The sequence below is a fragment of the Gordonia sp. NPDC057258 genome (genome assembly GCF_042668985.1).
GTDB lineage: Bacteria > Actinomycetota > Actinomycetes > Mycobacteriales > Mycobacteriaceae > Gordonia > Gordonia hongkongensis.
The window spans coordinates 26,781-50,319 of the sequence record NZ_JBHUXZ010000023.1 but is presented as its reverse complement, the minus strand read 5'-3'; the positions used below and the strand labels follow the sequence as shown (position 1 = coordinate 50,319).

Sequence of the window (23,539 nt, the reverse complement as noted above, 5' to 3'; positions counted from 1 at the left end):
CTCACCCCGCCCGGGTCCGCAGATTCGCTACTCGGCGTCCGGGAACGCCGTCTGCTTGTAGCCGCCCCGGAGACTGCCGTCGATGTAGGCCGCACGGGTCGCGCGCCGCGCGATCTTGCCCGACGACGTGCGCGGGATCGAGCCGGCCGGAACCAGCAGGACGTCGCGGACCATCACGCCATGACGCTGGGCCACCGCGGCACGCACGGTGTCGGCGACCTCCTGCGGGTCGGCCTTGCGGCCGGGTCCGCGCTCGGCGACGATGACCAGTTGCTCGGACGCGTCGTCGGCGTCGGGCTTCAAACCGCTGCCGGCGAACTCGAACACCTCGCCCGGCAACTGATTGGCCGGCACCGAGAACGCGGCGACGAAGCCGGGGCGCAGCGCGTCGCTGGCTTCCTGCGCGCTGTACTCGAGGTCCTGCGGGTAGTGGTTGCGGCCGTCGACGATCACCAGGTCCTTGACTCGCCCGGTGATGTAGAGCTCACCGTCGAGCCAGACCCCGAAGTCGCCGGTGCGCATCCAGATCGCGTCCGCGGGCGCACCCTCGGCGTGACTGTTCTCCGGGAGCGGGGTGACGAGCTTGTTGTGGAATGTCTCCTCGGTCTCCTCCGGCTTGTTCCAGTAGCCGGCGCCGATGTTCAGACCATGCAACCAGATCTCCCCGACATGGCCGTCGGGCTGTTCGGTCGCCGTCTCGGTGTCGACGATGGTGGCCCACTGGCTCACCGCGACCTGACCACACGACACCTGCGCGACCGCGTTGGGCGCGTCGGAGTCGACGAGGGTGAAACTGCCGGCGTTGAGGTCGTCGCGGTCGACGTAGACGACCTTCGCCTCGTTCTCGCGCTGCGTCGCGGACACGAACAGCGTGGCCTCGGCCATGCCGTAACAGGGCTTGATCGCCGTCTTCGGCAGCCCGTACGGCGCGAACGCCTCGTTGAACTTCTTCATCGAGCTGACCGTGACCGGCTCCGACCCGTTGATCAGACCGATGACGTTGGAGAGGTCGAGCTCCTCGCCCTCCTTCGGCAGACCGCGCGCGGCGGCGTGCTCGAAGGCGAAGTTGGGAGCCGCGGCGAAGGTCTCCGCGCCGTCGGCGGCGGCGGCGAGCTCCTTGATCCAGCGACCGGGACGGCGAACGAAGGCCTGCGGGCTCATGATCGTGATGTAGCGGCCGCCGAGCGCAGGCAGGATCACGGTGAGCAGACCCATGTCGTGGAACATCGGCAGCCAGGTGACGCCGCGGGCCTTGCGATCGATGCCGATGGTGTCGGAGATCTGCAGCACGTTCGCGGCGACCGCCTGATAGGTGATCTCCACACCGGCCGGGACGCGCGTCGAACCCGAGGTGTACTGCAGGTAGGCGACGGTGTCCTTGTTTTTGTCCTGACCGGCGACCGGTGCCACCCAGCTCGACCCGACCGAGTCGGGGACGGCGTCGACGGCGATGACGCGCGGTCGCTCCTTGGCCGGCAGCGGCGCGAAGAAGTCACGCACCGCCTCGGCGGACTTCGTCGAGGTGAGGATCGCGGTCGGCTTGCAGTCGTCGAGGACCGCGTGCAGTCGGTCGGTGTGTCCGGGCTCGTCGGGGGAGAACAGCGGGACGGCGACGTTGCTGGCGTAGAGCGCCGCGAAGAACCCGATCACGTACTCCAGCGACTGGGGCGCGAGGATCGCCACGCGGTCGCCCGGCTTGGTGACCTGCTGCAGACGTGCTGCGACGGCGCGGAGTCGCTTGCCGAACTGCGCCCACGTCAGATCCTGGGGCTCGCCATCGCGTTCGCGGCTGTAGTCGATGAACCGGTAGGCCAGTGTGTCGGCCTGTTCGCGGACGTTCTGCTCGACGTAGTCGACCAGGGTCGCTTCCTCGGTGAAAGAGATGTTCCCGGTCTCATCGAGAAAGTCTTCGAGTTCAGTACTCAGCATTCATTACTCCTGTGCCCCCTCGTGGACTCCCCCACGCGGGCGCAGTTCTCCGGCGAGGTCTTGGCGACACCACCACGCAGTCCTGCTGTCCACGTCCTGTGCCGACCGCGGGATACGGTAGCGCACGTCCAGTTACCCAACGAAAAACTCGCGTTCGTCATGCTCGGCTTCGCATGAGCGCGCGTCGCCCTTCGACGCGCGCCCCCGGGTTCACCGACCCGTCACCTCGCTGTTGACTCGCGAGACCGTCGGCCATCCTACTCCCCCTTCAATTGCGCCAGCACGGGCGCAAAAGCATCCATCTGCGTGGGGAACACCCCTACGTAGGACATGGTGGTGCGGCGGCGCACCTCCCGGATCTGGTCGGCGATCTCGTCGAAGCTCCCGATCGCGATGTACGGCGAGGTCAGCACGTCGTCGACGGTGAACTCGGTGTCGTGCGCGATGTTGGGCGGATAGCCCTGTTCGAGCGCCTTCAGCGCCATCTCGGCGGTGGCGACCCGATCGTCGGTGATGACGATGACAGCGATCGTCCAGTTCAGTTCGAGCTCGTCGAACCGGTCGCCGGCGACCTGCCGGATCCGGTCGACACGCTCGGCGGTCTTCTCGATGGTCATGTCGGACAGCTTCATCTTGCCGTCGGTGGTGGTGCCGGGCGCGACGGAGATGATGTCGGCGTGCTTGGCGGCCAGGGCGAGCATCTTGGGTCCACCGCCGCCGACGGCGATCGGCGGACGCGGTCCCTGCCGCGGCCGTGGACTCCCCTCGAGGCCGTTGATCTGATAGAACTCGCCGTCGAAGTTCACCGTCTCCCCGCGCATCAGGCCGTCGAGGACGGTCAGCGCCTCGTCGAGGCGACGGATGCGGACGCCGGGCGACTCGAATTCGATGCCGGCCTTGTCGAACTCCTCTTTCATCCACCCCGCGCCGATGCCCAACTCGAGTCGTCCCCTGCTCAGGACGTCGATCGTGTTGGCCTCCTTGGCGAGGAGGGCGGGATGACGCCAGCCGTTGGCCAGCACCGAGGTCGCGAGGCGGATCGTGCTGGTGGCCTGCGTCAGCGCGCCGAGGGCCGCGAGCGGACCGACCTGGTTGCCGAGGTGGTCGGGCACCGCGAAGGTGTCGTAACCGTATTCCTCGGCCGTCTGCGCCAGCTTGACGAACTTGCGGGCACCGCCCTCGTCCTTGTTGCCCTCACCACCCGCGCCGAAGCGGAACCTCCGCAATCCGGCCGAGGTGGCACCGGCATCGCTCGGGGGTTGCGTCATCGCTGTCCTCTCATCGTGATCGCCGGCTGGTGAGGTCGCGTGCGGCGTCTGCGGCGCACTGCGGTGTTCCTCGGGCCAGCCCAACACGTTAATGCAGCGTGACGGCGCCGCCAAACGAATCGGCCGCAGCCGCGACAAGAGGTTACCGGCCGGTTAGTTCGACGATGCGGGCGGTCGGGTGAGTCGCGTCTGAAGACGCTTCTATCCGGTCAGCCGTGACCGGCAGGCTGCCGGTCAGTTGTGCTTCGGCTGGGGTGCGTCCTCGATGAGATCCTTGGACCAGTCGTACATCCACTGGGTCGCGGTCTGACCGTCGTTCTCCCAGTAGCGGGTGGTCGCGTACATCGCGTGGACGGGGTTCGACGCCGCGTTCGCCAGCTTCGACACCGCCGCCAGCGGGTTGACGATCGTCGGCGAGTCACAGATGAGATCGCCCGGGGCGCAGATGGATTGAACCCGGTCACGGAGGTCGCCGAAACCGCCGGTGCGCGGGCCGGTCATGGAGATGCCGGGAACGAGGTTGCCCATGCCGCCGAGCGCGATCTCGGCACCCACGCCGTTCGGGCTCGGCTCGATGTCGTTCTGCTCACCCGGTTGGCGCCGACCGTCGGCGATCAGCCCGACGCCCAGCACGAGATCCTGGTCACCGTCCTCGAGGACGCCCCGGCCGTTGCCGATGTTGCTGGCCAGATCGCCGGCGATGACCGCACCCTGACTGAATCCCATGATCACGTAGCTCGTCAGCGGGCAGCGTTCGTTGGTGGAGATGATCTTGCCCGCCGCGCGCTTGTACCCCTGCGTGCGTGACACGTTGTAGTCGGCCTGCCGGTCGGCGAGGTTGGTCGGATTCCGGAACTGCGCCGTGTAGGGAACGGTGTAGATCTCGCTGCGGGACGAGTCGAAGTCATTCGAGAGGGCACGCGACACGCGCAGCATCAACGAGTTCGGATTCGCCGACGGCGCGTACGGATCGTCGTCGGCGCTGGACTCCCAGGTCCCGGGCACGACGACGGTCAGGACGTCCGGGCAGTCCGCCGGCTGTGCATCCGGCCGTTCTTTCGACGGCGGGGTCGTCGACGGCCCGCCGGGGCCGATCGGCGCGGGTCCCGGAGCCAGCCACACCAGGACCAGCACGACGATGAGCACGATCGCGATGACCGCGAGCGCGAGGAGGAGCAGCGCGAAAGCGCCGAGCCGCCGGACGGGACCCTTCCGGGTGCGGCCCGCGGCGTTGCGTCGAGCGGCCACGTCAGCAGTAGTGCTGTTCGGCCGCGCGGATGACCTTGTCGGCCTTCGAGTTCGCTTCCTCGACGTTGTCCGCCCCCGGACCCACGGAGGCGGTGACGAAGGCCTTCACCATGCTCGGGTCGGTGCCCTTCTGCTTGGCACCACAGACGTACTTCGCCATCGTCAGGGCCACTGAATTGTCGTTGTCACCCATGAACGTGACGTCCTGCTGCTTCAACGCGGCGAGATACGCGCGGGCCTTGTCGTCGAGCGGCTGGCCGCTGGGTCCGGGGAAGCTGGCCGGGACCTTCGTGCTGGGGTTCGGTTCGGTCGCCGGCAGCTCCGACGTGCCGCCGGGCGTGGACGGGGTGGTCTCCTCGGATGTAGAACCCGGCGACGCGCTCGTCGAGGGAGCGGCCGAGTACAGCGATGTCGTCGTGACCGGGTTGTTGGTGATCGGCGCACTGGCCGTCGAGTCATCGGCGCAGGCCGACACGGACCCGAGCGCGAGAGCGAGGCCCGTCACGGCCAGCACCAGCCGCACACACTTCGTTGTCATCGCCACTTCCTGCCGAACCTTTCGGGTCGAGATCAACGCACCGCCGGACGGTCTCGTCCGGCGACACTCACGTCCGGCCTGCGGCCGATCGCAACGCAGGGGCACCCTGCATCGCACACCACGTCAGGCTACCGTCCGCGCGGGGCCGTTCCGGCCGCCGCACCAGCACCACCTGCGGTAACGGTCCGATTCCTCAGCGAAGTTTCAGGCCGTACACACGTGGGGTCGAGGTTGGGGCACCGTCGGCGCCCCGCCCCCTCCATCTGACCGTCACTTCAGGACCTTGGTGCCGTCCTTCGCCGTCCAGGTGATCCGGCCGTGCTCGAAGTGGTTGACGCGGCCCTTGCCGTCGCGGGTCGGGAGTTCGTCGGTCGTCGGCTTGCCGAGACGTCCGCTCGGTCCACCGGCAGCGACGTAGGCGCCACCGATCGCGCCGGTGACGATCTTCGGACCCTTCGGGCCGGTGAACATGCGTCCGCCGGCGAAGTCCTGTGCCTTGCCACCGGCAACCGCGTACGACGGGGTGAGGCAGCCCCCGAGCGTCGCCTTGTTGGCGTCCCAGACCTTGCGGAAGGCGCCGTCGACGCGGCATGCGACCGCGTCGCGCGACAGTCCGAGTGCCGCGGCGGCCTGCGGCCACGCCTGCATCATCTCGAACTCCCAGTACGGCCAGGTGTGGGTGCCCGACGGCCGGTAGTTCGCCTGGCCCGGAATCCCCTTGCGGTTCAACTGGATCGCGAACTGTTGCGAGGTCACGCGGCTCAGCATCTCGAGTCCGACGCCGGAATAGTTGGTCGCGAGCATCGGGATGTCCGACGGCTTGTCGTGCGGCCCGACCATGCCGTTGCCCGAGGAGACGTACAGGCTCGTGCCCTGCAGTTTGTCGACCATCAGATAGGGGTCGTGCTCTTTCCACGCCGGATCGGAGGGCGGGCCGAACATCTTCATCGAGTCGTAGCCGCCACCGTCGCGCACCGCGAACTGGATGGCCTGCGGCATGCCGAACGAACTCAGCTGCAGGATCCCCGAGAACGACGCCGCGAACTTGTAGAAGCCGGGATTGCGCGCGGCCAGCATCATGGCCGCGGAGCCACCCATCGACAGGCCCTCGATGCCGCGGACGTCCGTGGAGCGCCAGTCGTTCTCCAGGATGGGCGGCAGTTCCCGCATGAGGAACGTCTCCCACTTGTAGTTCTTGCCGCGGTCAGGTTCCTTCCAGTCGGTGTAGAAGCTCGACTCACCACCGATCGGCAGGATGACGTTGACGTTCTTGTCCTTGTAGAAGTCGACGATCTTGGTGTTGATGATCCAGCCGCTCTGATCGTCCTGCGCACGCAGGCCGTCGAGCATCGTCAGCTGCGGGAACTTCTCCTTCGGCTTCGCGTGCCAGTCACGGGCCAGCAGGATCTGCACCTGGATGTTGGTGTTCATCGCCGGCGAGTAGACCCACAGGGCCACCCGCCGGTCGGTGTACCAGTAGGTGTTCGTCACCTTTGCCGGCTGGGCGGCCGGCACCGACGCCGGGGCGACCGGGGCGCGCGAGCTCGGTGGCGCGGGCGCGGGAGCGCTCGGCGACGCCGGGGGCGCGGGCGGGGCCGCGGGGGCAGGCGGGGCCGGAGCGGGCTCGGCGCCGGCGAGACCGTTGCCGATGACCAACACCGCGGCGGTTGCCAGCGCGACCACGGCCGCCGTCACCGGGCGAAGGGTCGCCCGACGACCGGCCGGGCGCGCGTCACCCTGTCCTGCGTCAGCCGGTCGCGCGTCGACCCTGCCTATACCACTGTTTCGCCGCATCACTCTCCAGAACTCCTTCGCCCCTGTACGCCGGCGCCCGCAGCGTCGTGACCGATTCCCCGTCAGTCACACGTGCCTCATGAGTATCAAACGCCTCAGGAGTTTCTTACACGGCGCAGCGAGGCATGTCCGCACGCCACGCTGTGACACGTGGGATTTGTGTGACAGTTGATATCCCGGCCTGCTCCCTGAGGAGCGCCCGGAGCCTGCGGAGGGCGCGGCTGCTTCTGCTCCCTGAGGAGCGCCGGAGCCTGCGGAGGGCACGGCTGCTTCTGCTCCCTGAGGAGCGCCGGAGCCTGCGGAGGGCACGGCTGCTTCTGCTCCCTGAGGAGCGCCCGGAGCCTGCGGAGGGCGCGTCACGAAGGGTTTGGCGACGTCATCTCACCAGGACCCTTCGTGACGGCCTCCGCAAGCTCCGGCCTCCTCAGGGAGCAGTGGTTGGGCTGTCGTGGTGCGAGCTGACACGACGACGCCCCGCCCGGAAACCCGGGCGGGGCGTCGTGTGGCCGGCGGACCGGCGATGTCAGATCAGCGGAAGAACCCGCGGTTCTTGGCGTTCCAGATCATGTCCTGCCAGTAGCCCCAGGCGTGGGTGCCGTTGGCGTAGTAGGTCATCAGCGGGACGCCCTGGACGAAGGCCGCGGCCTCGAAGGCCTTGGACTGTGTGAAGGCGAGCAGCTCGAGGGTCGAACCCTTGAACAGGTCGTCGAAGACGTTGGGCAGTGCGTTGTAGCGGCCGAACAGACCGTTACCGGAACCGACGAACACCTTCATGCCGCGCATCAGGCCGATGTTCCAGAAGGGATCGTTCTGGAACCAGCGGATGCTCCACGGCGGGCCCCACATCGCGTCGATGTTCCACGGCTTCGGGTCGACGTCGAGCATCGCCAGGCGCAGCGCGGTACGCATGCCGGGCGCGCTCAGGAAGTTGTAACCCGAGAGCGAGCCGGCGCGGTCGAAGTGCTGACGGTTCTGGGCACCGAGGACCAGTGCGGCGTTACCACCCATGGACAGGCCCATGATGGCGTAGCGCTTCGACGGTCCGACGCGGAAGCCGCGGGCGTCGAGCGCGCTGATCAGGGTCCGGCTGATGACGCAGTTCCAGCGGTACCGGTAGGGCTGCCGGTTGAAGTTGCTGGGTGCGTCCCAGTCCGTGTAGAAGCTTGCCGGTCCACCGATGGGCTCGACGACGTTGACGCCGGACTTCACCATCTCCTGGACGTTGGTGTTGATCTCCCAGCCGCTGTAGTCGTACTGGGCGCGCATGCCGTCGAGGAGGATGACGGTCTTGTAGTTGCCGGGCTTCTTCCAGGCGCGGACCTTGACGTTCGGCATCCCGCAGCCGTTGACCCAGAACTCTTGCTTGCCGACCTGCGTTCCGCCGATCCGGGCGTTGGCCTGGCCGGCGACGACACCGGTCAGTCCCACAACTGTCAGGATGGCGACGAAAGCGGCGATCAACCGGTTGCTCATCCGGTTGCGCGCAGGCCTCGGCGCCTCGGTGGCAGCTTCACGCATGTACAGAATCTCCCTCTTCAGCCGATCGGCCGGAACTCATGGTCCCCGGTGGCCTACCGGTCCTTGTGCGTCACACATTTTTCGTCCCCCGGCTCATTGCGCGGCGCGACGTCGTTCACGAGTCGTTCTCGCATGCGATTCACCGTCGGCGAGCCTATTCGATGCCCCCGAACGTGACAAACCATGTGATCGCGATCACAACCCCCGTCACTTCGGCGTCCCAGCAGTTCAGAACGCCTCAGTCACAACCTTTCTATCGGCCGCGCCCACGGGGACGTTACCGATCCGAGATGTTCGACGGCAACTCCACAGGTTCGACCCCGCGTTTTCTCGGGATTCTCTTGGTGTCGTGTGGTTAAGTGCCGCGCCCGGGCGCGCGTCACTAGCGCGGGTTCACCGGCGGTGGCATCTCCAGGCCGCAGCGCTGGATCTCGTACTCCGGCTCACGCTGGATGCGGTAGCTGTTGAAGGTGAACGCCTGACGCAGGTTGTGCTTGAAGCGGTCGAAGGACCACGGTGCCTCGAACGAGGCGAACCGGTCCTTGGTCTCCGGGCACTGCAGCGCCACCTGGGCCTGACGGACCAGGTCCTCGTCGAGATAACCGGGCAGCACGGGGCGGCGCGGGTATGCCCCGGCCTCGGCGACGACCCACTCGCTCGGCAGGATCTTGTCGTGGCCGATACGGCCGTCCTCGAGACGCTCGGTGTGTGCGGCCAGCGGGTACGCCAGACCCATCTGGTCGATGACGCGCACATCCAGCGGCGCGTTCATGCTCGTCATGCCCAGGTTCAGGAAGTAGACGGTGACCTGCCGCTCCGCGCCCTTCGGCATCACGCCGGGCAACTGGGCCACGTACCACTCGTCGTAGTTGAACGACGGCAGGATGACACCGCCGTCCTCGCGGTACTCGTCGATCTTCTCGACCATCGCGCTCATGCGCGGATAGTCGAGGTAGTCCTCGGCCGTCACCGGGTTCTCGTTGCCCATGTTGGTGACGTAGAAGCGACGCTCGTCGACGATGCCGCTGCGTCCGATGTCGATCCCCGCGTTCGGCAGCACGTTGGCGTGGGTGGAGACCGCCCACACGACGACGGTGATCCACATGGCGCTCATGGCGACCGCGCCGACCAGTTGGGCCCGCGCGCGCCGGCGGTCGGCGGGGTCGGGTGCGGTCACCGGTGGAGCGGCGTCGTCCACCGGGTCGGAGATCACGGACTCGGAGTCCGTCGACGGCCGGCGACGGAACGCCGCACCGACGTGGGCGGGAATCGTCACCGGCACGACCATCAAGGGCAACAGGGTGATGAAGATCGGAACGAGCAGCACCCGGCCGTGCATGAAGTCGCCGCCCTGACGCATCCAGTAGACGATCAGCACGATGCCGGCGAGGACCACGACGGTCACGACCGCGGTCGAGGACTGCAGCCGGCGCGACCATCCGGCGAGTCGCGACGACCGGGTGTCCGTCGTCGAGTCGGCCGTTGCGTCAACCGAATCCGCGGTCGCGTCGGCACCCGTGGCATCGGCCCTCTTCGACCGCATGCGGCCGCCGACGACCAGCAGCACCCCGGCCACCGCCGCCAGGACGACCGGCAGCACGAGCACGTAGGGGCCGAAGAGATTGGTCAGATAGGCGAAGCCCTGGTCCCACTTGGCACCGCTGGCGTCCTTGGCGACCGCGGGATTGGGAACCAGCAGGGCGTAGTAGCCCATCCGGAAGATCTGGTAGCCGACCGGCAGGGTCCCCGCGACCACGACGACGCCCAGACGCATCTTCCAGCCGAGGGGCGCGAAGAACACCAGCAGCAGCACGAGGCCGCCGAGGATCGCCAGTTCGGGCCGGATCAGCGGCGCCAGACCGGCGGTGAAGGCGAGTACGAGCGTGGCCGCCGCGCTCCTGCGGCTCGTGTGCGCGCCGCGCCGCGCCCAGGCGACGAGCTGGCACCACAGGACGGCCGCCCAGAAGATGCAGAGTCCGTTCTCGAGCCCGCTCGTGGCGAAGTCGCGCGCGGGCGGAATGGCGATGTAGATGACCGCGCCGAACGGCAGCAGCAGGGTCCAGCCGTCGCCGGTGAGCCCGCCGATGCGTGTCCCGAACAGTCGCGCGCTGCCGTACATCGCGATCGGGATCGCGGCGACCGAGCACACCAGCGCCACCCAGAGCGCGACGTACTCGAGTTGACCGTCGGTGATCCACGCCCAGAACCACAGCAGGTAGGTCCAGGCGGTCGAGGTGTTTGCCTCGACCCGCTCCCCGGCGTTGAAGACCGGACCGTTGCCGGCGAAGAGGTTGCGCAGCGTCCGCAGGACGATGAGTCCGTCGTCGGCGATCCACCGGCGCTGCCACGCACCGATCGCGAAGAACGTCGTGACGACGGCGGCCCCGACGACGAAACTGACGGCCGCGACCTTGGTGCGGCCGGTCGTCAGCGCCCGGAATCCGGTTGGCGATCCGTCAATTGACTGCATAGACCGCGACACCCACACACACCAGCCACGCCACGGCGAGCAGCTGCAGGACACGATCGCCGAGCGCGATCTCCTCGGGCTCGCCCGCGGCACCACCGTCGACGTCGACGGCGTAGCGCAGGATCGCCACGGTGAACGGCACCATCGAGATGGCGTACGCGACGTTGGTGTCGTGGTCGGAGCCCTTGTCGAAGGCCCACAGGCCGTAGAAGATCACGACCGCGGTCGCCGACAGGGTCCACACGAAGCGCAGGTAGGTGGTCGTGTAGTACTCGAGGGCCTTGCGGATCTTGGCGCCCGTGCGTTCGGCGAGCTGGAGTTCGGCGTAGCGCTTACCGGCCGCCATGAAGAGCGACCCGAAGGCCATCACGAGCAGGAACCACTGCGACAGCACGATCTCGGCGGCCACACCACCGGCGATGGCGCGCAGCAGGAAGCCCGACGACACGATGCAGATGTCGATGACGGCCTGGTTCTTCAGGCCGAAGCAGTAGCCGAGCTGGATCACCAGGTAGATGGCGATGACGACGGCCGTCTGCCAGTTGGCGAGGAACGCGATGCCGATCGAGCCGACGAGGAGGACGACGGCGAGGACATAGGCCAGGGTCACCGGGACGACGCCGGCCGCGATCGGCCGGAACCGCTTGGTCGGGTGGTTGCGGTCGGACTCGACGTCCATCGCGTCGTTGACCAGGTAGATGCTCGACGCGGCGAGGCAGAAGGCGACGAAGGCGATACCGGCGGAGCCCAGCACCGAGACGTCGGTGATGTTGCCCGCGGCGAGCGGAGCGGCGAGCACCAGGACGTTCTTGACCCACTGCCGCGGCCGGACGGCCTTGATCAGCCCGGACGTCAGGTTCTTCGGCGGTCCGAGAACCTTCCCGTGCTCGATCGGCTCCTCGCTCATGCACTCTCCCTGTGTCGTGTCACCCGCGCGATGACGGGGGACGCGGCAAGACGCAGCGTCCCGCCGGGGACCGCGGCCGTCAGGCCGAGCCGGGCCAGGACGCGCGCCGCGCGGCGGGCACGTCCGGACTCCTGGTCATTCCGGGTGGGTTCGAGCAGCACCTTATCGCCCGCGATGACCGCCGCTGCGCTCGCGGCACCGATCGCGGCACCCGCGGTGACGTCGGTCGGGTAGTGAACGCCCAGCACCAGTCGGGACAGCAGCATCGGGGGGACCAGCACAGCGGGCAGCACCTTCGGGTCCCAGCCGGCGGCGCGGCCGATGAGGATCGCTGCCGCGGTGGTCGAGGTGGCGTGTGAGGACGGGAAACTCAGTTTGCTCGGCGTCGACACCCCGATGGCGATCGCCGGGTGTGCGGGCCGCGGGCGGCGCACGATCCGCTTGATGATCACCGACGCAGCGTGCGCGCCGAAGGCGCCCACTCCCGCCTCGAGCCAGAGCTGTTGTGCCCGTACGTCACCGCGGCGGCGGGCCAGGGCCCACCCGGCCCCCGAGATCGCGAGCCAGCCCAGCGCGTGCTCGCCCACGTGCGACAGCCCGCGCGCGGCCGGGCGCACGCCCGGGCGGGCGCCGATCCCGGCCTGGATGGCGACCAGCGCCTTCTCCTCGCCGTTCAGGGGACGCGGGGTGTCGTCGGCCGGAACCTTCCCCGTCTCCGCACGGTCCTCCAGGACCGTGTCGCCTCCGCTGCCGATCACCGGACCATCAGATTCCGAAGACACCCGCCCAGCTCTCCTTCGACGTCAGGTCGCGGTGTGCGGACCTGTACTGCTGCTTCATCTCCGGGAACTTGTCCTGCAGTTCCTTCACGAGGGCAAAATGTTCCCGGGCGAGTTCGATCATCTTCTCGCGGTCGCGCTGCCGGTAGACGACGCCGCGGCCGTCGGCGGTGGTGACGGTGACACCGTCGACCCGTCCGAGGGAGAACCATCGCGCCTCGATCGGTGGGAAGTTGGCCTGCGGCACCTCGTGATGCCGGGGATCGGCCGGGCGGACATTGTTCACCACCGCGGCGGTCAGCGCCTTGATCTTGCTGATCGGGTTCAGCGGTATCGAGGTCCCGAGATGCGTTGCCTCGCCCGAGGTCCGCGGCAGCTCGGTCGCCGAGGGGAGGACGACCGCGTCCGGATACTGCTTGCGCATCTGCGCGACCTTCGGCAGCGCGGTGGGCAGCAGACTGCGGATGTGATCGGGTCCGGCGAGGAAGTCCCGGATCGCCTCGTTCTGGATCGCGACCGTCGAATACTCCAGGCAGAGGAGGTGTTTCGCGGTCGCCTTGGTCATCGACCGGATGATCCCCTTGATGGGACCGTCGTGGTGGATCGATGCGACGACGAGCCGGTTGCGCAGGTGGAAGTACGCCTGCCAGTCGATCGCGTCGTCTTTGTCGCTCCAGGCCATGTGCCAGATCGCAATACCCGGCACGGTGGCGGTTGGGTAACCGGCCTTCGACGCGCGGAGTGCGAACTCCCAGTCGTCCCACTTGATGAACAGGGGCATCGGGAGGCCGATCTGTTCCGCACATTCGCGCGGGATCATGCACATCCACCAACCGTTGCCCTCGACGTCGATCCGCCGGTGCAGGTTCTTCGAGTTCTCGCGGTCGCGCAGTGGGTGTTTGGAGAAGTTGTGGTCGTACTCGACGAACGGCGCGGCGGTCCACATGAAGGTGTCGCGCCGGATCACCTCACCCATGCAGTGGAGGTGACTGCGGTCCTGCAGGTTCAGCATCTGACCGCCGACGAGCATGGGCGCCTTGGCGAATCGCGACATGGCCAGCGCCCGCAGGATCGAGTCGGGCTCGATCGCGATGTCGTCGTCCATGTAGAGGACGTAGGGCGAGTCGGTGAGCCGCAGCGCCTCGTACATGATGCGCGCGTATCCGCCGGAGCCGCCGAGGTTGCCCTGGTCGAAGATGTGCAGCCGGTCGCCGAGAGCGGCCGCGGCCTCGGTGTAACCGGGTTCGTCGACGACCTTCTTGGTGCCCTGGTCGGGCATCATCACCGCGTCGATCACCTCGTCGACCATCGGGTCGGAGGTCAACGCGGCCAACGCGTTCACCGCGTCGGTGGGGCGATTGAAGGTCGGGATGCCCACCGTCACGCGCTTGGTTTCCGCGTCCGGGGTCGGCGCCTCGACGGGCGCGTACCAACCGGCGGAGACGATCTCGGTGTCGGTGTCGGTGGTGACGTCGAACCAGATCCAGCCGCCGTCTTCGAAGGGGCCGAGATCCAGCTCGAATTCGACCACGCCGCGGCCGGTTTCGTCGGTGTCCACGAGGTCACCGCCGATGCCGATACGCGACCCGTCGATCTTGGAGCGGTACAGGTCGACACGGCAGGTGCCGATCACCTCGACTCGGAGCACCACGGAGTCGAGGATGCTCCAGCGGCGCCAGTAGGCTGCGGCGAAGGCGTTGAAGTAGGTCTCGAAGCTCACCTCGGACTCGGCACCGAGGAGCACCGATGTCCGGCTGGGGGCGTGCGCCCGGCGGTTGTTGCTCTCGGACTCCACGACGTACAGCGACCGGACGTCGAGGGGTTCGCCTGCGCGCGGGAAGATCACCCGCTGCAGAAGGGCTTTCGCTTTCGACGGCCCCACTCCGGTGTCGGGGATGTCGGATTGGTTCACGGGAGTCACCGTCATCTATTCGGCTCCTGCGGGGTCGGCCACCAGCGGCGCACCATCACGCAGATGCGGTGCCAGGGTGTTGTCGAACATGGTGAGCGCACTCGCGATCGCCATGTGCATGTCGAGGTACTGATAGGTGCCCAGGCGACCACCGAACAACACTCCAGCACTTGCGGTCTCGGTGCGGGCGAGGTCACGGTAGGTGGTCAGCATCGCCCGGTCCTCGGGTGTGTTGATCGGGTAGTACGGCTCGTCGTCGTTCTCGGCGAACCGGCTGAACTCCCGCATGATGACCGTCTTGTCGTCGGGGTAGGAGTCCCGCTCGGGATGGAAATGTCGGAACTCGTGGATACGGGTGAACGGGACGTCGGCGTCGTTGTAGTTCATCACCGGTGTGCCCTGGAAGTCGCCGGTGTCGAGCACCTCGGTCTCGAAGTCGAGTGTGCGCCAGCCGAGTCGGCCGGCCGAGTATTCGAAGTACCGGTCCACGGGGCCGGTGTAGACGACCGGGGCGTCGGGACTGTCCCCGCGCAGTTGCTCACGGACGTCGAACCAGTCGGTGGACAGGCGCACCTCGATGCGGTCGTCGGCTGCCATGTTCTCGAGCCACGCGGTGTAACCGTCGACCGGTAGACCCTCGTAGGTGTCGTTGAAGTATCGGTTGTCGAAGGTGTAGCGGACCGGCAGCCGGGTGATGTTGCCCGCGGGCAGTTCTTTGGGATCGGTCTGCCACTGCTTGGCGGTGTAGTGCTTGATGAACGCCTCGTACAACGGGCGGCCGATCAAGCTGATCGCCTTCTCCTCGAGGTTGCGCGCCTTTGCGGTCTCGATCTCGCTGGCCTGCTCGGCGATCAGCTTCCGCGCCTCGTCGGGACTGAAGTAGCGGCCGAAGAACTGGCTGACCAGCCCGAGGCCCATCGGGAACTGGTAGGCCTGCCCGTTGTGCAGCGCGAACACCCGGTGCTGATAGCCGGTGAAGTCGGTGAACTGGTTGACGTACTCCCACACCCGCTCGTTGGACGTGTGGAACAGGTGTGCCCCGTACTTGTGGATCTCGATGCCGGTCGTCGGCTCGGCTTCGGAGTACGCGTTGCCACCGAGGTGGTCGCGCCGATCGAGCACGAGGACCCGTTTGCCCAGCTGCGTCGCGGCCCGCTCGGCGACGGTGAGGCCGAAGAATCCGGAGCCGACGACGATCAGGTCATAGCTGCTACTGGTTGCCACGGGTCCTCAGGGTAACGGACCCTCCCTGAGTAATCTCCGAGCAACGTGGCCTGGCACGGAAGCCGGGTATTGTTTCGAACGTCGGCCTGTAGCCCCCGGGCCCCATCCTCTCCTGTGACCAGTTCGGGGTTTGAGTGACGCCGCTGTTCGTACGATCGCCCGACGACCGGGTGTCCTCGCAGGCTTCGGGGCATTCCAAGCAACACCAGACAACGGCTCCGATCGAGCGCATCGTCGTCGTGGTGCCCGTCCACAACGAGGCCGAGCGACTGCCCGCGTGCCTCGAAGCCCTGCAGGCCGCGGCCACGGCGGTGCCGATCCCCGTGGAGGTGATCGTGGTGCTCGACGCCTGCGACGACGACTCCGCGACGCTGGTCACGGACGAGTTGTCGACCGTGGTGGTCGATGTCCGCTGTGTCGGCGCGGCGCGCGGAGCCGGTTTCGCGTCCGTGGGTCCGTCGTCGTCGGAACCGGCCACCACGTGGTTCGCGACCACCGACGCCGATTCGACGGTTCCGCGCGACTGGCTCGCCGAGCATGTCGCCGCCGCGGCCGCGGGGGCGGACGCGTACGTGGGCACGGTCACCCCGGACGGTTTCGACGAGTGGCCGGCGGGAACCGACGAGATGTACCTGCGGGAGTACGACCCGTCCCCCGGGCACGGTCACGTCCACGGCGCCAATCTCGGCGTCCGCGCCTCGACCTACGCCGACGTCGGCGGTTTCCGCGAGCTCGACACCGACGAGGACGTCGATCTCGTCGACCGCCTGCATGCCGCGGGCGCGGTCATCGAACGGGGTGCGCACGCGCCGGTCCGCACCTCTACGCGACGCGACGGGCGCGCACGGCACGGCTTCGCGGGCTACCTGCGGCAACTGTCCGGGGCCCGGCCCGACGAGGTCGCCGGGTGACGCCCGCACGGGCACGCGCGATCGTCGGCGACCCGTCCTTCACGCTCCCCCGCCCGGGCGGCGGATGCACCCTCGACCGGTTCGCCGCCCTCGTCCGGGCCTGCTCCGACGACATCAGCACGGGTCGCCTCGTCGAGGCGCACGCCGACGCCGACGCCATCCTCGCCGAGATCTGCGACGGCGGCACCTCCCCGGGCGAGTTCTGGGGTGTATGGGCGGCCGAGACCCGCGGGAGCGGCGTCGACGCCCGCCGCGGCGCATACGGCTGGGAACTGAGCGGGACCAAGGAGTGGTGCTCCGGCGCGACGTCGTGCACCCACGCGCTGGTCACCGCGCGCACCGACACCGGCAACCGGTTGTTCGGCGTCGACCTCGGCCACCCGGGGGTGTCCGCGGACAGCTCCGGGTGGGCCAACGCGGGCATGCGCGACTCCGACACCGGGACCGTCACGTTCGACGCCGTGCCCGCCGACGCGATCGGCGAACCGGGCGCATACCTCGACCGGCCGGGATTCTGGCACGGCGGGATCGGGGTCGCGGCATGCTGGTTCGGCGGGGCCCGCAAGGTCGCGGCGCCGCTCTACCGCGCGGCCGCCCGTTCCGACGACCCGCTGCTGCTGATGCACGCCGGCGCGGTCGACGCCCATCTCGCGTCCGGTTGGGCGCATCTGCAGGCCGCGGCACGCGAGATCGACACCGACCCGGGCGCGCCGTCGAAACGACTCGCCTTCGCCGTGCGCTGGTCGGTCGAACAGGTCGCGACCGCGGTGATCGACCGGGTGGGACGCGCGCTCGGTCCCGGCCCGCTGTCCGCCGACGCCGGTCACGCGCAAGCCGTCGTCGATCTCACCGTCTACATCCGGCAGTCCCACGCCGATCGAGACCTCGCAGTACTCGGCGCTCTGACCGACGGCGTCCCACCCGGACCGGGATCGGCGGGTCCGTGACCGCCGACGGCTCCCCCTCGGCGCACCGCTTCGGCGCCACCCCCACCTCGGCGGAGGGAACTCCGGAATCGGAATGGCAGCGGTGGTTCGCCGCGCGGGGTCCGTGGCCCGACTTCGAGCCGGGCGTCCGGCGGCTCGTGGTCCTGGCCGCCCATCCCGACGACGAGGTACTCGGGGTCGGCGGGCTGATGGCGGCTGCCCACCGACGTGGCATCGAGGTCGTCGCGCTCTGCCTGTCCGACGGCTCGGCGTCGCACCCTGGTTCGCCCACGCTCTCGCCCACCGAGCTGGCGATCCGACGACGCGCCGAAGTGGACTCCGCGACATCGGTTCTGGGCATCGAACCGACGCGATGGTGCGGGCTCGGCGACGGCACGCTCGCCGACCACGAGGACGAGATCGAGGCCATCGTCGAGCACACCCTCGCCGAGCAGCCCGAGACCCCGACGGCCCTGCTGGCGGTGTGGGCGCACGACGGTCATCCCGACCACGAGGCCGTCGGACGGGGTGCCCGACGCGTCGGCGACCGATGTGGCGTCCCCGTCTGGATGTATCCGATCTGGATGTGGCACTGGGCCACACCCGACGATCCCCACATCCCGTGGGAGCGGATGCGGACCTTCGTCCTCGACGACGATCTCGAGGCCGCCAAACGAGAGGCCGTGCAGGCCTTCGACACCCAGATCCGCCCGCTGTCACCCGCCCCCGAAGACGCCACCGTCCTCGGACGGCACATCCTCGACCGCCTGCTCCGCGATCGGGAGTTCGTCTTCGTGTGAACTCAAGACGCTCACGACATCGGCATCGACGAGGGCCCGGGACGGCAACCGACACCGACGATCATCAGGACGGATGACATGGCCGACGACCACACCGCCGGGAGCCGAGAAAAGCTCGCCGACAACTATTTCCACGACATGTACCGAGACAGCGACGACCCCTGGGGCTTCACGTCGCGGTGGTACGAACAACGAAAGTACGCCCTCAGCCTGGCGGCCTTGAGCTCTCCCCGGTACGGGTCGGTGTTCGAGCCCGGCTGCTCGGTCGGCGTGCTCAGCGCGCAGTTGGCGACGCGCGCCGATCATCTGCTCTGCACGGACGTCAGTCCGCGCGCGGTGGAGCTCGCACGCGAGCGACTCGACGGCCACGACTCCGTCGAGGTGCGCGTCGGCGACATCGTCTCCGACTGGCCGCCCGGCCGGTTCGACCTGATCGTCCTCAGTGAGGTCCTCTATTACCTCGGTGACGCGGATCTCGACGAACTGATCACGCGGTTGCCGGAATGTCTGACCCCGACGGGCGAGGTGCTCGCGGTGCACTGGCGGTGGCGGGTCGAGGAGTACCCGCGAACCGGTGACGAGGTGCACGCCGCCCTGCGGTCGTCGGCGTTGCACCCGTCAGCGTCGTACTCGGACACGGACTTCTGCGTCGACGTGATGACTTCGTCACCCATCGGGTCGGTCGCGCAACGAGAAGGACTCGTCACCGTCGCGGACGCGCACCGTACGGCATAATGATCTCTTTGAACACCCGGGGGAGTTCGAAGCCCGCGCTTTGCTGTCGGTCCAGTCGAAGCGCTCTGAACAACGTCTCACGAGGAGGCAGGAGTGACCGAGTTGGCGGACTTCGGGGCTCAGATGACGCGCATCGCCGGCGAGATGCGCCGCGAGAGTGACGACACCGAAGCAGCGCTTCGTTCGATGACCAAATTCGCGGTCGACGCCATTCCGGGAGCCGAGTACGCGACCGTGACCCTCGTCGCGAACGGCACCATCGAGACGCCGGTGATGGTCGGCGACCTCGGCGGCCAGTCCGACAATCTGCAGCGAGAACTGGGCGAGGGCCCGTGCATCCGGGCCGCGGTCTCCGATCGCACCGTCTGGATCGACGACATGCGGACCGAGACGCGCTGGCCGAACTTCGCGGCTGCGGCAGCCGATCTCGGTATCCGGTCGATGGCCTGCTTCTACCTCTACATCGACGGCGATGACTCGGCCGCGCTGAATCTTCACAGCACCGAACCGGCGGCATTCACCGCCGAGGCCCGTCAACTCGGCGAGCTGTTCGCCGCGCACGCCGCGACCGCCTTCGGGGCCATCCAGGAGAAGCAGCAGCTGCGCGCCGCGCTCGGCTCGCGGGACATCATCGGCCAGGCCAAGGGCATGATCATGGAACGCTACAAGCTCGACGCGGGCGAGGCGTTCGCACTGCTCGCGCGCCTGTCACAGGACACCAACACCAAGCTCGTCGATGTCGCCGTCCAGATCGTGGAGGCCGGGCCGGAGCCCTGACCGATCAGCGGAAGGCGTCCCGCTTCGGGAACCCGAGCGCGGGGATGCCGCCGCGATCCTGGTAGCGCTCGAGCCCCTTGCCGACGAGGACCCGCGGTCCGGTGGCCGGGGTGAAGAACATCATCCCCTTCTCGAAGAGCTGGGTGACGCCCGCGGCGTCGGGGGTCAGGGTCGGCACACCGAGCGCCTGGCCCAGCGGTCCGGTGATCCCGCCCAGGTCAGCGAACCGTCCGTTCATCGCCGACGTCGCCATGTCGAGGAACTTCGACGATCCCGGCAGGATCTGTTCGGCGAGCTGGTTGAGGCTGCCGAAATCGATACCCCCAACGCCGGGCGACGCCGGGCCGGTGGGCGGTTTGACGATCCGCGGCGGCGAGGGCTGACCCTGGACCGCGAACCACGACGACTTCAGCTGCAGCTTGGTTCGAGCTTCCTCGCCACTCACCTCCGCGGTCCCGCCGGAGCCGACCGCGCGCACCTTGATCGCGCGTCCGTGTTCGGCGCCCAGGCCGTTGGCCTCGATGACCTCGAAGCTCCGCAGCGCACCGACTCCGAACGCCGATCCGATGCTGCCCGCGCTGACGGTGGCGGTCCAGTTGTGGTTGGGCGAGACCGTGTCGCCCTCGTCGACGACGGCCGGGAAACGTCCGCCGGCCGTGTAGCCGCCGGTCGACGCGGAGAACTCGGTGAAGGCCGGTTGACCGTTCTGCATCAGGATCTGGCCGGCGGTGGCGTCGGCGGCCGCGTTGGTCCGGCGGTCCTCGCCCGAGACACCGCCGTAGACCTGCGAATTCTGGGTGTCGTCGATCTTCTTGCCACCCGCGATCGCCGCAAGTGCGTAGGTGCGGGCCGCCACGGCCTGCGCCTGCAGCGCCGCCGCGCCGCCGGAGTCGCCCCAGGCGGGCAGGCTCTCGCGCGGGATGACGCCCTTGACGTAGTCGTCGATGTGGATGCGGTTCACCACGCGCCCGCCTTCGAGGCCCATGGCCCCGCGGTAGGCCTTGTTCGATCCGCAGAATTTGAGGAATTCACCGGCCGGGCGGTTGGGCGCCATGCTCAGGGGTTCGACGAAGGTGGCCGGCACCGACCGCACCACACCGCCGCCGCACCCGCTGCGGATGGTGGCCGTGCCCCCGGACAGGCTGACCGCCTGCCCGGGAGCCACCGTCTGACCACCGACTCGCATGCCGGCGTCCGCGTGCACATTCACCGAGCCCTGACCCGTGAGGGCCACCAGGATCTCGGGCCTGTCCACCTTCCCCGCGGTGGTGCCACCGTAGTAGTGGCGCAGGATCTGCTGTGCCGTCCAGCCCTTGCGGGCGTAGCCGTACGCTCCCCATTGCCCCATTCCGCGGCCGTGGCCATGACCGTGCCCGATCAGCGTCACCGTCGACCCGACCGAGAGCTCGACCTGTTCGGCCGATTCCGATGAGCTCGCGACAGCGAGTCCACCGGCCAGCAGTGCGGGCGCCAGCCCCGCCGCGGCCCAGGTCAACGCGCGGTTGCGGGCCCGTCCGGGCCGCGCACCGCTCGCCGGCCATCGCGGCAGAAGCCGTGTAGGTCGGGCTTTGGTCACTGCAGAACACATCCTTCGGTCGCGACGACACCAGCCGCGGGCGGCGAACTTCTGCACCGCTCGTAACGCCTGTGACTGATGTGACGATTGGGACTTAAGTGACCCTAGTGAACTCAGATGCCGATCACCAACCCGAGGGGATCACAACCGGATCACGAGTTGTCCGGGCCGCCGTGACCTCTGGCGCGGGGGTCAGGTCCCCGGATTCATTGCCACCTCATCGTCAAGCATCGACACATCAGCAGCCACATCCGTCACACATATAACAAGAACATCACGAGTTACCGATGCGCGGCGTGTGTCGCCGCCGTCGTCGATGCCTGACGGCGACGATGACCGCCGTACCGAGCACAGTCGACGACTTCGAAGTCCTGGTGGCTTCGACGCCGTCGGCTGCGCTGATGTCGACGGCTGAGCGGACCCGACCACACCCCGGAGCACCAGCGCCGCGGTCCGACCAACCTGCGAGGAGACCTGAGTGCGTTACCCCAGACCGAAACCTTCGATCGCGCTCGCCGCGATCGCCGCCGCGGTCGTCGCGAGCCCGTTCGTGGTGATCGCGAGCCAGTCCGAACCACAGTTGGTGGATAACAAGCAGACGGTCTCCAACACCGAGATCGAGCAGGTCCCGTTACGGGAACTGCCCGCCGCCATCGTCGACGTGGCGACGTCCGGCCTCGCCGCGGCGGGGGTCGAACTGCCGCCGATCGATCCGGACGCGTTCCCGCTGCCGGATCTGACGGTCCCGCTGCCGAAGGGTCTCGTACCGGGAGCCGGCTCATCGTCGAGCACCGATCCCTCTGCCCCGTCGGGATCACCGTCGAGGGAGTCATCGGCAGAATCGTCGCCGTCGGAATCCCCCTCGACAGAATCGTCACCGTCGGAAACCGGCTCGGAGACAACAGAACCCGCCGCCACCCCGACGACCGAGGCGCCCAGCAGCAGCGAGCGGTCGGCACCGTCGACGACGCGGGAACAGCCGGCGCCTCGAGATGACCGGGCACCGGGGACCCCGACCCGATCGAACCCGAGCAGCACGACCCCGGCGACACCCACGATGGCCGACGGCCGCGAGGTCGGGGCGGCGGTCACGCACATCGCGCGCGAGGCGCCGATCAAGATGGTGGCGTTCACCTGGGAGCGACCCGTGGACGTCGACCTCAAGCTGCGTGCGAAGAACCCCGACGGCAAGTGGGGACCGTGGACGGTCCTGGAGCAGATCACCCGCGGACAGGCACCCAGCGCGAAGAACCCGGTCGGTACCGAACCGGTCTGGGTGGGCGACGCACGTGAGGTGCAGGTCGCCGCGAGCAAGGACGGCCTCGCGATCCCGGCGGCGGAAACCCAGGGCGGCGATCTCGCCCAGCTGGCCGTCGGCACCGCGAGCACGGTGGTGACGGAGTTGGCCACGGTTGCCCTCAATGCGCTGAAGGCGACACTCATCAGCCCCGAGAGCCTGCTCGGCCTCGGCTCGTCGTTGCTCTCGCCGCTGACCGGCGGACCGCAGGTCGTGGCCCGCCAGGCGTGGGGCGCCGACGAGTCCATCCGCTGTTCGCAGCCGGTGTACTCGCCGCAGATGCGCGGTGCGATCGTGCACCACACGGCCGGCAGCAACGACTACACCCCGCAGCAGTCCGCGGAGATCGTCCGGGGCATCTACGCCTATCACGCACGCAGCTTGAACTGGTGCGACATCGGATACAACGTGCTCATCGACAAGTACGGCCAGATCTTCGAAGGCGCGTTCGGCGGACTCGACCGCAACGTCGAGGGCACGCACACCGGCGGGTTCAACAAGGAGACCCTCGGGGTGTCGATGATCGGCAACCTCGAGGAGGTGCCGCCGACCGCGGCGATGGTGTCGGCGACCGGCAAGTTCCTGCGCTGGCGCCTCGGCAAGGCCGGACTCAACCCGGCGGGCACGGCGACGCTGACCTCAGAGGGGTTCGCGGGCACCAAGTTCGCGGCGGGAACGCAGTCGAACCTGCCGGTCATCTCCGGGCACCGCGACTACAACAGCACCAGCTGTCCGGGAGTCCACGGCTATGCGGCGCTCACCGCGATCCGGGCGCTCGCCGGCGGCGCCCCGCCGGCACCCGAACCGACGCCGCCCGCCGATCCCGCAGCCCCGGCACCTCCGCCGGCCGCACCCGGCGCCCCCGCGCCGCCGGTCGAACCGGGTGCTCCCGCCCCGGTACCGCCGGCGGCCTGAGCCGGGTCCCGCGAT

Annotated in this window: 18 protein-coding genes; 6 read left to right on the top strand and 12 right to left on the bottom strand. The window is 68.4% G+C overall.

Annotation, left to right across the window (positions count from 1 at the left end):
- Nucleotides 1-27: 27 nt before the first annotated feature.
- The 11 genes from fadD32 to glf form a co-directional block, all read right to left on the bottom strand.
- Nucleotides 28-1,929, bottom strand: a complete 1,902-nt coding sequence (gene fadD32, locus ACFUEJ_RS16330; protein WP_058250938.1) for a long-chain-fatty-acid--AMP ligase FadD32 — start codon at nt 1,927-1,929, stop codon at nt 28-30.
- 257 nt (nt 1,930-2,186) lie between these two features.
- Nucleotides 2,187-3,197: an LLM class F420-dependent oxidoreductase gene (locus ACFUEJ_RS16325; protein WP_058250937.1), complete on the bottom strand. Its 1,011-nt coding sequence runs from the start codon at nt 3,195-3,197 to the stop codon at nt 2,187-2,189.
- Between the two features lie 234 nt (nt 3,198-3,431).
- Complete coding sequence (locus ACFUEJ_RS16320; protein ID WP_058250936.1) at nt 3,432-4,445, bottom strand: cutinase family protein; 1,014 nt, start codon at nt 4,443-4,445, stop codon at nt 3,432-3,434.
- A 1-nt stretch (nt 4,446) separates the two neighbouring features.
- Nucleotides 4,447-4,983, bottom strand: coding sequence for a DUF732 domain-containing protein (locus tag ACFUEJ_RS16315; protein ID WP_058251122.1), 537 nt, complete (start codon nt 4,981-4,983; stop codon nt 4,447-4,449).
- A 270-nt stretch (nt 4,984-5,253) separates the two neighbouring features.
- Complete coding sequence (locus tag ACFUEJ_RS16310; RefSeq protein WP_265968429.1) at nt 5,254-6,777, bottom strand: alpha/beta hydrolase-fold protein; 1,524 nt, start codon at nt 6,775-6,777, stop codon at nt 5,254-5,256.
- A gap of 528 nt (nt 6,778-7,305) precedes the next feature.
- Entirely contained in the window at nt 7,306-8,295 is a 990-nt protein-coding gene (locus ACFUEJ_RS16305) for an alpha/beta hydrolase family protein (protein ID WP_004021369.1), read from the bottom strand.
- A 382-nt stretch (nt 8,296-8,677) separates the two neighbouring features.
- Nucleotides 8,678-10,765, bottom strand: a complete 2,088-nt coding sequence (gene zomB / locus ACFUEJ_RS16300) for a flagellar motor control protein ZomB (RefSeq protein ID WP_388030583.1) — start codon at nt 10,763-10,765, stop codon at nt 8,678-8,680.
- Entirely contained in the window at nt 10,752-11,672 is a 921-nt protein-coding gene (locus ACFUEJ_RS16295) for a decaprenyl-phosphate phosphoribosyltransferase (protein ID WP_058250933.1), read from the bottom strand. Before ACFUEJ_RS16295 ends, zomB begins: the two co-directional genes overlap by 14 nt.
- The gene (locus ACFUEJ_RS16290) at nt 11,669-12,454 is read right to left on the bottom strand and encodes a phosphatase PAP2 family protein (protein ID WP_388030581.1); all 786 of its coding nucleotides are present in this window, start codon (nt 12,452-12,454) and stop codon (nt 11,669-11,671) included. The genes ACFUEJ_RS16295 and ACFUEJ_RS16290 overlap by 4 nt, the downstream gene beginning before the upstream one ends.
- On the bottom strand, nt 12,438-14,378 hold the full coding sequence (locus ACFUEJ_RS16285) for a glycosyltransferase (RefSeq protein WP_388030578.1): 1,941 nt from the start codon (nt 14,376-14,378) through the stop codon (nt 12,438-12,440). The genes ACFUEJ_RS16290 and ACFUEJ_RS16285 overlap by 17 nt, the downstream gene beginning before the upstream one ends.
- Nucleotides 14,379-15,587 carry a UDP-galactopyranose mutase gene (gene glf, locus ACFUEJ_RS16280; protein WP_388030575.1) on the bottom strand — a complete coding sequence of 403 codons (1,209 nt, stop codon included), beginning with the start codon at nt 15,585-15,587 and terminating at the stop codon, nt 14,379-14,381.
- A 170-nt stretch (nt 15,588-15,757) separates the two neighbouring features.
- On the opposite strand from glf, the gene ACFUEJ_RS16275 reads away from it, so the two are divergent.
- The 5 genes from ACFUEJ_RS16275 (at nt 15,758) to ACFUEJ_RS16255 (ending at nt 19,736) form a co-directional block, all read left to right on the top strand.
- Nucleotides 15,758-16,498 (top strand): glycosyltransferase family 2 protein, encoded by a 741-nt coding sequence (locus tag ACFUEJ_RS16275; protein ID WP_265968435.1) that lies wholly within the window; start codon nt 15,758-15,760, stop codon nt 16,496-16,498.
- Nucleotides 16,495-17,445 (top strand): acyl-CoA dehydrogenase family protein, encoded by a 951-nt coding sequence (locus tag ACFUEJ_RS16270; protein WP_277244279.1) that lies wholly within the window; start codon nt 16,495-16,497, stop codon nt 17,443-17,445. The genes ACFUEJ_RS16275 and ACFUEJ_RS16270 overlap by 4 nt, the downstream gene beginning before the upstream one ends.
- Nucleotides 17,442-18,224 (top strand): PIG-L deacetylase family protein, encoded by a 783-nt coding sequence (locus tag ACFUEJ_RS16265; RefSeq protein WP_058250929.1) that lies wholly within the window; start codon nt 17,442-17,444, stop codon nt 18,222-18,224. Before ACFUEJ_RS16270 ends, ACFUEJ_RS16265 begins: the two co-directional genes overlap by 4 nt.
- 78 nt (nt 18,225-18,302) lie before the next feature.
- Complete coding sequence (locus tag ACFUEJ_RS16260) at nt 18,303-18,959, top strand: class I SAM-dependent methyltransferase (protein WP_277244278.1); 657 nt, start codon at nt 18,303-18,305, stop codon at nt 18,957-18,959.
- Nucleotides 18,960-19,052: 93 nt separating this feature from the next.
- On the top strand, nt 19,053-19,736 hold the full coding sequence (locus ACFUEJ_RS16255; RefSeq protein ID WP_082652882.1) for a GAF and ANTAR domain-containing protein: 684 nt from the start codon (nt 19,053-19,055) through the stop codon (nt 19,734-19,736).
- 4 nt (nt 19,737-19,740) lie between these two features.
- On the opposite strand, the gene ACFUEJ_RS16250 is transcribed toward ACFUEJ_RS16255, so the two are convergent.
- Nucleotides 19,741-21,324: a SpoIID/LytB domain-containing protein gene (locus ACFUEJ_RS16250; RefSeq protein WP_249145316.1), complete on the bottom strand. Its 1,584-nt coding sequence runs from the start codon at nt 21,322-21,324 to the stop codon at nt 19,741-19,743.
- Between the two features lie 466 nt (nt 21,325-21,790).
- Between ACFUEJ_RS16250 and ACFUEJ_RS16245 the strand changes: the two genes are divergently transcribed.
- The gene (locus tag ACFUEJ_RS16245; RefSeq protein ID WP_265968437.1) at nt 21,791-23,524 is read left to right on the top strand and encodes an N-acetylmuramoyl-L-alanine amidase; all 1,734 of its coding nucleotides are present in this window, start codon (nt 21,791-21,793) and stop codon (nt 23,522-23,524) included.
- The last annotated feature ends 15 nt before the right edge of the window (nt 23,525-23,539 follow it).